We start from the raw sequence: 9777 nt of genomic DNA, 5'->3' as shown, positions 1-9777 counted from the left end.
ACTACTTGATTAGTGGAATGATGATGGAGGGGGTGGTGATCTTGGAGTTCCGTATCGACAGACGGAGCGGGGTCCCCGCCTTTCAGCAGATCGTCCAGCAGACCAAGCAGGCATTGCGGCTGGGCGTTCTGGTGCCGGGGGACCGGCTGCCGACCGCCAAGGAGGTCTCCGAGGTCAGTGCGGTCAACCCGAACACCACGCTCAAGGCGTACCGGGAGCTGGAGCGGGAGGGTCTGGTCGAGCCGCGTCCGGGTCAGGGCACGTTCGTCACCCGGACACTGGCCCGCCCGGAGAGCGGCGCGGACTCGCCGCTGCACGGGGAGTTGGTGACGTGGATGGCGCGGGCGCGGGAGGCGGGTCTGGAGCGGGAGGACGTGGCCGCGCTGGTGGCGTCGGCGCTGGAGAAGCAGTACGGCGGAACGACGAACGGAACGGGGAATTCGGGTGAGTGACGGTACGTACGCCGGGGGGACGGCGATCGAGGCGGTCGGGCTGGGCAGGCGGTACCGGCGGGGCTGGGCCCTGCGGGACTGCTCGTTCCGGCTCCCGGCCGGGCGGATCTGCGGGCTGGTCGGCCCGAACGGCGCGGGCAAGACCACGCTGCTGCGGATCGCGGCGAACGTGCTGGAGCCGACGCGGGGCACGCTGAGCGTGTTCGGCGGGGCCCCGGACACGGCGGAGGCGGGACGGCGTACGGCGTACCTGGCGCAGGAGAAGCCGCTGTTCCGCCGCTTCAGCGTGGCCGAGACGCTGCGGGTGGGCCGGGAGCTGAACCCCGGGACGTGGGATCAGCGGGCCGCGGAGGACATCGTGCGGGCGGGGAAGGTGCCGCTGGACGCCAAGGTCGCCACGCTGTCCGGCGGACAGCGCACCCGCGTGGCCTTCGCGCTGGCTTTCGGCAAGCGCCCGGATCTGCTGCTGCTGGACGAGCCGATGAGCGACCTGGACCCGGTGGTCCGCCATGAACTCATGGGCACGCTGATGGCGGAGGCCGCCGAGCGCGGCACCACCGTGCTGATGTCCACGCATGTGCTGGCGGAACTGGAGAACGTCTGCGACTACCTCGTGGTCGTCGCGGAGGGCGGGGTGCGCCTCGCCGGTGACGTGGACGAGCTGCTGTACGCGCACACCCGGGTGACGGGAGCGCGCGAGGGCGAGGCGCTGCCGGAGCCGCTGACGCGGCACACGGTGGTCGAATCCCGGGGCAGCGGACGGCAGTTCATCGCCCTGGTACGACCGGATGGGCCGGTCACCGGCCCCTGGGACACCGACACTCCGACGATGGAGGAACTCCTGCTGGCCTACCTGCGCTCGACCGGGGCGCCACCGCTGATCACCCCCACCGCCGAGGCCCGGGTCGACACGCGGAGGGCGGCGGCATGAGCACGGTGACCAGCCCCCCGGACAAGACCGGACCCACACCCGCATCCTCATCCTCCGGCCGCCCCCGCCTGAGCGGCATGACCTGGCTGGTCTGGCGCCAGCACCGGTCGGCCTACTGGACCATGCTGGGCGCGATGGCGTTGCTGCTGGGGTGGATGATCTACCAGCGCGGCCGGATGACGGACTTCCTCGCCGACAACGGCTTGCCCCGCGAGGGCGCCGAGAGCATGGGCGCGGCGTTCGTGAAGTACTCCGAGGCGCTCGAATCGGTCGGCTTCCTGCTGAGCGCGATCCCCCTCCTCCTCGGCGTCTTCGTCGGCGCCCCGCTGCTCGCACAGGACCTGGAACACGGCACCGCCGGGCTCGTCGCCACCCAGTCCACGAGCAGGCGCCGCTGGCTGGCCACGAAGCTCGGCGTGACCGCGCTGGTCGTCGTGGTGGTCACGGTGTCGCTGTCGGTCGCCTACGGCTGGTGGCTGAACCCGGTCAAGGACCAGAGCAGCGTCGTGCTCTGGAGCACCGGCTTCGCGTTCGACACCACGGGACCCGTGCCCGTAGCCCTCACGCTGCTCACCGTCGTCGGCGGTGCGGCGATTGGCTTGGTGCTCCGCCGCACGCTCGCGGCGATGGCGTTCACCATGACCTTCGCGGTCGCCGTCCTGTACGTCTGGGACTCCCTCCGGATCAGCCTCGGCGACCCGGTCACCCTCACGACCGACAAGGGCGTCATCGCGGAGGACTCGTTCCCCACGCTCTCCGATTCCGCACACGTCACCGACGAGTCGTACCTCACCGGCGCCGGCGACCTCCTCGGCTGGAGCACCTGCGCCACCGAGCCCTCGGAACAGGCCCGCGAGACCTGCCTGAACCAGGCCGACGTCATTGGCTGGTCCGTGGACTACGTACCGATCACCCAGATGCCCACCATGCAGTGGCTCGGCGCGTCGATCCTCTTCGCCCTGACGGCGGCCATCACGGTGTTCCTCTTCACGTGGGGGCGCAGACGGCTGGTCTGACGGGCACGGTCCACGTCTTCGGTCGGTACGCGGGTCAGCGCTTCTTGGTCTTCTTCGTCTGGGGTGGGGTCCACGGCCCCCGGTGCAACTGGCAGCGGGAGTAACCGATCATCGCCGGATTCCGGCACCGCTTGCCGGTCTTGGTATCGGTCGACCCACACCTGACCTGCTTCCCCACGCGTCCTCCCCCTGTCCGGCCGAAGGTGCCCATGCGCTACCTATCGTCACCGTCAGAGATGTCCACGATGCTGCGGGCGGCCGTAATCGGCTGATTACGGCCGCTTCCTGCCCGGAAGGCGGCGAGCCTGCCGGTGAGTGTCCGGCGGAGTCGATCACGGAGCCCAACAGCGGCACGTTCAACGGTAGGTCGACCGGTGGAGCGAGTGGCTTCGTGGGCGGGCACGGCACCTACATCAGCACGAGCACGCGGTCTTCCGGGCAACTGCACACAGTGCTGGGTCGCTTCGTCTCCCCACCACATCGCCGCAGCTATTCGCGGACCAGTCCAGGGCCGGTTGGGTGGGTCCTGTTCGGGATCGCCACCGTGATCTACGGCTGGGCCTACACCAACGGCATGCCCGTGGCTGGGGTAGCAGCGCTGGTCCCAGGGGCCGTCGCCCTCTGGGTGATCAAGACGCGGCGCTATCGTGCCAGTAGGGCCCTGTACGAGCGGCGTCTGGCGATCTGGCGTGAGTTCCTGGTCTGTGTGCCGTGCAACATTGCTTTTCTGCCTGCCGGGTCACCTCAGCGGCTCGGTCTCGCCGTTCCACAGTGGCGAGTTGCGGTCGACGGCCTCCACGCGGCGCTCACCCGCCTGGCGACGAGGGGCCACTGATCGCGGTAGGCCGTGAAGCAGAGCGATGGCTGGTGGCCCCTCGCTCCGCGTGAGTGGAATCCGGTGCGAACTCTGCGAGCGCCTCTTGGCGTCGAGGCTGGCCCTGCGTGATGGTTCCACCACGAACGGCGTCCGGCGCGTGCAAGAATCCCACTCGGTCAACCGATAACGCGGGCTGGCTTCGTGCTGCCTGCCACCCCGGGAGGGGAGCCCAGCATGGCCGTGCTGCCGTCGAGTCCGAAGTGGCCCACCTGGCCCACCTGGCCCGACTATTTCCGCGTTCGTCAGATCGCCCCGCCCCACACCAAAGACAACGAGCCGGCGACCCTACAGCCACATGATCTGCCGGACACGCCCTAGTCGGCCTCGGAACCAAGCGCGCCTTCAAACGGGGATGGAGAGACCCGTGTAGACCCGTTGGAGGCTGTAAACCTGTTCGGCCACGATGTAGGCGGGCGCGATGACGAACTGGGCAGGAAGGCTCCTGTCGCAGGATGGCCACGCCTGTTGCCATTCCTCGTCGAGCACCGCCCCCGGAACCAGCTCGAAGTCCCACTGGCAGGGCAACCTCGTCTGTGCGGAACGTTGGCGCAGATCGAGAGCGGTGTCGCAAAGCCGCGCGGCCTGTGATGCGAGCGGATCCAGGCGCTTTCGACCGAGTGCGGCCAGCACGGTCGCGGCGTCCGGTTCATCTGGCCCAAAGAGCACAGCGGAAATTCGGCTCATTAGCCAAGGCAGTTGAGGCACACCGTAGGGAACGGAACCGTAGACGTTGGTTCCCCCGGTCCGGACCATGCCCTGCACCTTCTGCTCTACGAAGGCGTCGTACTCGCGAGCGATGACGTGATGGGCGCCGTGGTCATTGGACGGCACATCATCCCGCTCCCTGGCGTGAGCAGCCATGTATGCGTCTAGCCGCCTCTCCAACTGGACCATACGAGCCAACTGTTCCTCGTAGGACCGCTTCAGCACCGCGTGATCGCGTTCCAGGAGAGTCAGCCGCCGTGCGCCTTCGTCCAGTTCAAGGTCCAACCTACGGGGTCTGGCAGGTGGATGAGGCACAGCGTGTGGTTCCGAGTGACTGAAGCCCCTGGCTCCCCAGGTACTTTCCTCGCCGTACAGAGTCACGGGGGGTCCCTCTCGTCAGTAGTCGGTGCGGAAGCGGAGCGTGGTGGATGCCTCTTCGCCGCTCTTCTGCACAACGGCTCGCGCCTTGATCTCGGTCTCCCCGAACTGCATGTACAGGGTGACGCCCCGGTCCTCCAGAGCGAAAGCCATCACCTTCGTCAAGTCGATCGTGATCTTGCCTAGGTACTCGCAGCCCGGATCCGTGATGTACCGGGGGTCCGGCTCGGTGGAGGAGTAGAGGCTGAACTGCAGCTTTCGTGAGGTCCCTTCCAGCGGGACGTATGTCTCGTACGCCTCTTGGTCGGTGTCCACAAGCTCCCCACGGGTCACGAGCTTGGAGAACCGCTTGCTGCAGTGCGCCTCACCAGTACTCAAGAGCAACCGGTTGTCCTCTGGGTCGATGCCTTCCATGAACTCAGGGGTGAAGCGCGTTCCGTACGTCAGCCGGCTGCGGCGGGCTCGAGTATGTGGTTCGTACGCGAAGTGGGCGGCGCCGTACAGCACAGCGGCCCCAGGGTCGGGCGGCACCAGCACTTGAGCTCGCCCGTTGAGGTGCTCCTTGACCGCGTGCTGCAGAAAGGGCGATGCACCGAAACCACCGACAAGGATGACGACGGGCTCTCGGCTGTCGGAGCGAGCAGTGTTCTCGATCTCCTTGAACAGTTCATCGATGAGGTCGAGGATCTCGGGCACGACATTGTCGAACAGCTTCCGTGCCTCATCGGCAGTCACGACGATCGCGTCCGTGACGCCATCCTGCTTGCGAGAGAGCCGTTTCCGGACAGTTGCCCCGATGCGGCGGTCGATCGCTGTGGGCAAGGTGAGATAGATCGGGTCGGTCTCCCCAGGACCAAAGTGGAGCTTTGCCCGCTCCCACGCCTCGGTGAGGTCTAGCAACGCGTCGGGATGCTCTTGGGCGAGGTCCTGCAAGAGCTCCAACTTGCCGAACCGGTCTAGGAGATGCTCGTCTCGGAAGGCGCGATTGATCTCCTCCGAGCCGTAGGCGCCTCCGATTGGCAGGCTGATCTCCACCATCCGGCCATCAGCGTCGTTCTCATACGCCGTGAGGTCCACAGTGCCGCCGCCGCAGTCGACGACCACGAACCGGCACCCCGGTTCCATGAGGTTGCCGCCCTCGTCGGTGCCGCGGGCGACTTTGACGCCGCTCAAACGGGCATAGTGTGCTGCCGCTTCAGGCTCCAGCGCGAGGATCAGGCGTCCGTCCTCGGCTGGCAGCCCGGCCCTCTGGGCGATGTCCCGCATCGCCTGTTTCTGTTCGTCGGTCCAGATCGCAGGTACCGTGAGACACCAACGGATGTCTGCCTCGTCGTAGCCGCTGGCCTTGACCTGCGAGATAGCCGTTTCGTAAAGCCGCTTGAGGTAAGCGACGATCAGAGTCTCGGCGTTCTTTCGGCGTGAACCCGACAGGTTGACCCGGTCGGTTGCGTCCCCGGCTACTGGACGTTCTCCGGTCGCAACGTCCTCATCCTCCTCGTCGTCTTCGTCCTCCAGGTCATCGTCCTCATCCTCCGCCTCATCCACTGCGGGCGGCCTCGTGTTCCCGGCCGTGGCCGCGCGGTCGGCTACGGCTTGCTCCATGAGCCCCATCTTGAAGCCGCTGTAGTACCGAGGGGCTTCGATCCCGTGGACGGTGCTGAGGGCACGTCGACGTGCGTCGTATCCCCAGGCCGTCAGTTCATCCTGGGCATCAACCAGCAGCGCCGAAAGATTCTTCACCGAGGCGACTGGTTGCCCTAGCCACGAATTGAAGAAGTTGATCCTTCGCTCGGCAGGGTCGTCGTTTCTCCCGCCAAAAGTGCACCAAGAAATTCCGGATCCGTGTGTTCCGAAATCGATTCCGACGACGACCTTGGGTGCGGCCATGCGCCTTCTCCTCTCGCTGCGTCGAGACAGGTCCACGGCGCTGCCTGCGGTGTACCTGCTCGTGCCATTGCGTCGAAGAGTCTTGGATGGTTCCTGATTTGGGCAAGTCGACCGGATGGAAACCAGAATTCTATCCCTCGATCCGGCTAATTATGTGATAGCTCCGATGGGATGATCGAATTACTGGGTGTGCAAAGTTGCGCATGTATAGTTTTGAACACGTCGAATCAGGCCCACAGTAGAGGTTGACCATGAAGAAACCTGCCCCGATGACTAAGGCGGCATCTGACTCAGTTGGCCCGGATCAGGGGCGGCCAAGATCCCCATCAACGTGGCGCCACGGCCAGGAAAGTCGTGGTGAGATCGATAGCATTGAGGAGGAGTTGCTGGCCTACGGTGATTACCTTCGTTCTCGAGACGACTTGATCCGAAGGGCCAAGGCCGCAGGCATCACCGAGGTTCGTATCGCACAGCTCACTGGCCACTCACGCAACACTGTGCGGAGTGCCCTCAAGTAGGGGCCGAGATGGTGGAGCGAGCGGAGCCCCCGGCGGGGGGCGTACGTCTTTGTCGGCATGCACTCGCTCGGGACGGACACGCGGTCGGCTCGAACCGACGCGGGGCACGCGGGCCTTCTCCAGAACGTTGTGCCCCGTAGGCTCGATTCCGCTGACAGGCAGCTACGACAGCGACCTTCGCACTGCGTCGGCTAGCGACGTCACACGCTGGTCGTCGGTGCTGCTGATGATGTGGTTCATCGCGTAACCGAACACGATCCCGAGTTCAGGGTCGGCGAAGCCGAGTGAGCCGCCGTGTGTGACCAAAGGCGTTCGGTCCGGTCATGGGGTGGGTTTCGGCCTCCAGCGTTAAAACCTGGCGCTTGACACTCCACTTGATCTTCGAGGATGCGATCGAAGAGGGCCTGCTCACGTCGAATCCTGCGGCCAGGAGGCGCGGACATGGCAAGCGCGCCGGCCGCTCCCGCGACCGGGGCCAGGAGAAGGTCGTCACCGACACGCTTGGCATCCTGCTGACTGCCGAGCGGGCGCCCCTGCTCTCCGGTCGCGACGACGAGTTCGGCGCCACGGTCCTCAAGGGCTACACAGGCAAGCGCTGGGGCGAAATCGTCGGCTTGGAAACGGATTTCGTTCGACCTGACACCTTCCGCGTCGAGTGGTAGCTGTATGAGCTCGACACCGGCGAGCTGGTGCGCTGCCCGCCCAGGGACGACAGTTACCGCACCATCGGCTTGATGGACTGGCTGTCCGCCCTGGTCTTCAACCACATCGCCCGTACGAAGCCGACGCCCTGCGCGTGCCACGTCAGGACATACGTATTCCGGGGCCAGGGCGCGGCCCGCACCGGAAGCCACCAAGGCGCTCGTCGACGTCGCCCGCCGTGCCGAAGTCTCCACGGGCACGGTCTCCAACGTCCTCAACCACCCCGACCGAGTACGTGAGGACACCCGCGCACGCGTCGAACTCGCCTTTGAGGAGCTCGGGTTTGTACGGGGAGGCACGACGACGGAGAACGCTGCCCCCTGGCGCCGAAACGGCTTCGCCACCTGGCTGTTCACCCCGGCGGTCTCCGGCTGGTACCCGAAGAAGGCCCCGCAGGAGGCCTGCCCGGTGCCGGTCCTCGGCGAGCCGTGGCCCGGTGTCCCGCCCCGAGGGCGAGGAGCAGCGGTTCGGGCGGACGGCTGCTGGCTCCCGTTCGCCAAGGGCCTCACACCCCATGGCCTGCGCCACGCGCACCGCACGATGATGGAGGACCTCGGTACCGAGAAGGTCCTCATGGACGAACGCATGGGCCACATCGATGGCTCGGTCTCCGCGCGCTACGCCCACGTCACGCCCGGTAGCTCTTTCCAAGTTGAAGCCTCCTCGACCACGCCGCCTGAGGTCGTAGAGGGCAACGAAGCCCCAGGGCAACGTACGAGCGGGGCGGGGTGGCTAGCCGAGGCCAGCTCGTTCCGCTCGATCCGTTTGCACTCGCCCGGTGTGACCGTACTTCGGTCGACTGGAAGCCAACCGAGTCCGGCCGGCCTCTTTGGGAGAACCTGACCAAGATCTTCTCCCAGATTTCTCCCAAACGATCACCTGAGACGCATGAAGGGCCTGATCCTCAGTGAGGATCAGGCCCTTGACCTGGTGTTTCTCTGTCGGGGTGGCCGGATTTGAACCCACGACCTCTTCGTCCCGAATGAGGTTCGGGCGGGATCGGCACCAGGTGGTTTGGTGTTTTGCCTGTTCAGAGCGTGGGGGTGCGGTGGTCTTGGGTGGTCTGGGAGGGGCTTGGCGAGCAGGTCGGCTCCCAGCTGGCTCCCAGCGGGACCTCAGGCAACGGCCACTGAGTTTGCGTCTCGCGCCGTGTCCACGAAGGCCGACGAGGCGAGCAGTTCGACATTTGGCTGAGCCACGCGGAGCTCGCCCGGCACATTCTGCAGGAGGCGACCACGCGACACACGGCACATCGAACAACCTTGTCGGCCCCTGGTCTGCCCTGGACCGGGGTCTGCGCTACGTCCGTTACCCTCCGCTATTCCTGGTCGCGCCTGCGGATCTACGTGTAACAGAGGGTGATGCTCCTGGGCTGCCCTGTTCGCCGGGCCGGTCAGGGTAGCCCAGCCCTACCTGAAGACTGGCAGACTGCGATTGTGATATGCGAACCAGCAGAACTGCAGATCGATGACGACAGCCGTGTGTCCCTGCCGCTGGGGCTCCTCGCGGAGGTGTGCCTGGATGCAGGAGGCCGGATCGTGGCGTTGAGCGATGGCGACGGGCGCATTGTGCCGCAGCGAGATGTAGACGCCTTCAAGGCACTGCTGCAGGGCGGGACTCTGTGAGTGGAGATCCCGCCGCCGCGAGGCCTGTGACTGCCCGCCCTCGCCACAGGGAAGCGCCGAGAGTGGAGCTGGACGTACAGGAACGGGTCCTCGCCAGGCGGGAAGCCCCGGAGGAAGCTTTCTCTGATGCTGCTGGAGATATGAGCGAGCAAGAATCACCAAAAGCGCCGACCGGGCAGTGGACACCGCCGGAGGGATCGTGGGCGTCGTCGGCCGCGACCCGGCGGAGCATGCTTGGCAACCGGAGTCGCGATACTGCGCCCGAGTTGCTCCTCCGCTCGCTTGTTCACGCAGCTGGACTGCGCTACCGGGTAGCGGCAAAGCCGCTCCCGAAGATGCGCCGCACAGCCGACATGGTCTTCCGCCCTGTGAAAGTCGCAGTCTTCATCGACGGCTGCTTCTGGCACGGCTGCCCGGAGCACTTCGTGATGCCCAAGGCGAACCAGCCGTACTGGGAAGAAAAGATCGGCCGGAACATTCAGCGCGACCGGGACACGGACGACCGCCTCGCGGAGGCAGGCTGGCTGGTGCTCCGTTTCTGGGAACACCGAGAACCAGAGGCGTGCGCTGCCACTGTCATCAAGGCAGTGGCAGCACGGCGGGAGGAGGTCCAAGCCTCGAAGCGTCCGAGGAAGACCTCCTGATCGTCGCGTCGCTGGCGGCAGCTGTCAGCTGAACTCCGCAGG

The 9777-nt window shown here is 66.1% G+C and carries 7 protein-coding genes and 2 pseudogenes; 6 read left to right on the top strand and 3 right to left on the bottom strand.

The window, feature by feature from the left end; translation table 11 throughout:
* Positions 1–17 precede the first annotated feature (17 nt).
* The 3 genes from ACFXAZ_RS25050 to ACFXAZ_RS25040 are packed head-to-tail and all read left to right on the top strand — an operon-like array spanning position 18 to position 2399.
* Entirely contained in the window at positions 18–452 is a 435-nt protein-coding gene (locus ACFXAZ_RS25050) for a GntR family transcriptional regulator (RefSeq protein WP_384595389.1), read from the top strand.
* Positions 445–1383, top strand: coding sequence for an ABC transporter ATP-binding protein (locus tag ACFXAZ_RS25045; protein ID WP_384595386.1), 939 nt, complete (start codon positions 445–447; stop codon positions 1381–1383). Before ACFXAZ_RS25050 ends, ACFXAZ_RS25045 begins: the two co-directional genes overlap by 8 nt.
* A complete protein-coding gene (locus ACFXAZ_RS25040) occupies positions 1380–2399 on the top strand; it encodes an ABC transporter (protein ID WP_384595383.1) in 1020 nt (339 codons plus the stop codon). The genes ACFXAZ_RS25045 and ACFXAZ_RS25040 overlap by 4 nt, the downstream gene beginning before the upstream one ends.
* A gap of 1219 nt (positions 2400–3618) precedes the next feature.
* Here the strand turns inward: ACFXAZ_RS25040 and ACFXAZ_RS25035 are convergent.
* Positions 3619–4266 (bottom strand): hypothetical protein, encoded by a 648-nt coding sequence (locus ACFXAZ_RS25035; RefSeq protein ID WP_384595380.1) that lies wholly within the window; start codon positions 4264–4266, stop codon positions 3619–3621.
* 111 nt (positions 4267–4377) lie between these two features.
* Positions 4378–6246, bottom strand: a complete 1869-nt coding sequence (locus ACFXAZ_RS25030; RefSeq protein WP_384595377.1) for an Hsp70 family protein — start codon at positions 6244–6246, stop codon at positions 4378–4380.
* A gap of 251 nt (positions 6247–6497) precedes the next feature.
* Between ACFXAZ_RS25030 and ACFXAZ_RS25025 the strand changes: the two genes are divergently transcribed.
* On the top strand, positions 6498–6764 hold the full coding sequence (locus ACFXAZ_RS25025; RefSeq protein WP_384595375.1) for a DUF6003 family protein: 267 nt from the start codon (positions 6498–6500) through the stop codon (positions 6762–6764).
* 162 nt (positions 6765–6926) lie between these two features.
* On the opposite strand, the pseudogene ACFXAZ_RS25020 reads toward ACFXAZ_RS25025, so the two are convergent.
* A pseudogene (locus ACFXAZ_RS25020) lies at positions 6927–7110 on the bottom strand (esterase); the annotation flags it as partial.
* Here ACFXAZ_RS25020 and ACFXAZ_RS25015 point away from each other — a divergent pair.
* Positions 7100–8105 (top strand): annotated as a pseudogene (locus ACFXAZ_RS25015) (LacI family DNA-binding transcriptional regulator); the annotation flags it as partial. The pseudogenes ACFXAZ_RS25020 and ACFXAZ_RS25015 overlap by 11 nt on opposite strands.
* A gap of 1126 nt (positions 8106–9231) precedes the next feature.
* Positions 9232–9735 carry a very short patch repair endonuclease gene (locus ACFXAZ_RS25010; protein WP_384595439.1) on the top strand — a complete coding sequence of 168 codons (504 nt, stop codon included), beginning with the start codon at positions 9232–9234 and terminating at the stop codon, positions 9733–9735.
* Positions 9736–9777: the final 42 nt, after the last annotated feature.

The organism is Streptomyces sp. NPDC059477 (assembly GCF_042749375.1).
Lineage (GTDB): Bacteria > Actinomycetota > Actinomycetes > Streptomycetales > Streptomycetaceae > Streptomyces.
This window is presented reverse-complemented; position numbering and strand designations above follow the sequence as displayed.

Excerpts from the sequence above, each read along its gene's own strand:
- ACFXAZ_RS25050 (WP_384595389.1), top strand. The coding sequence starts at position 18 with ATGATGATGGAGGGGGTGGTGATCTTGGAGTTCCGTATCGACAGACGG.
- ACFXAZ_RS25040 (WP_384595383.1), top strand. The coding sequence starts at position 1,380 with ATGAGCACGGTGACCAGCCCCCCGGACAAGACCGGACCCACACCCGCA.
- ACFXAZ_RS25030 (WP_384595377.1), bottom strand. The coding sequence starts at position 6,246 with ATGGCCGCACCCAAGGTCGTCGTCGGAATCGATTTCGGAACACACGGA.
- ACFXAZ_RS25025 (WP_384595375.1), top strand. The coding sequence starts at position 6,498 with ATGAAGAAACCTGCCCCGATGACTAAGGCGGCATCTGACTCAGTTGGC.
- ACFXAZ_RS25010 (WP_384595439.1), top strand. The coding sequence starts at position 9,232 with ATGAGCGAGCAAGAATCACCAAAAGCGCCGACCGGGCAGTGGACACCG.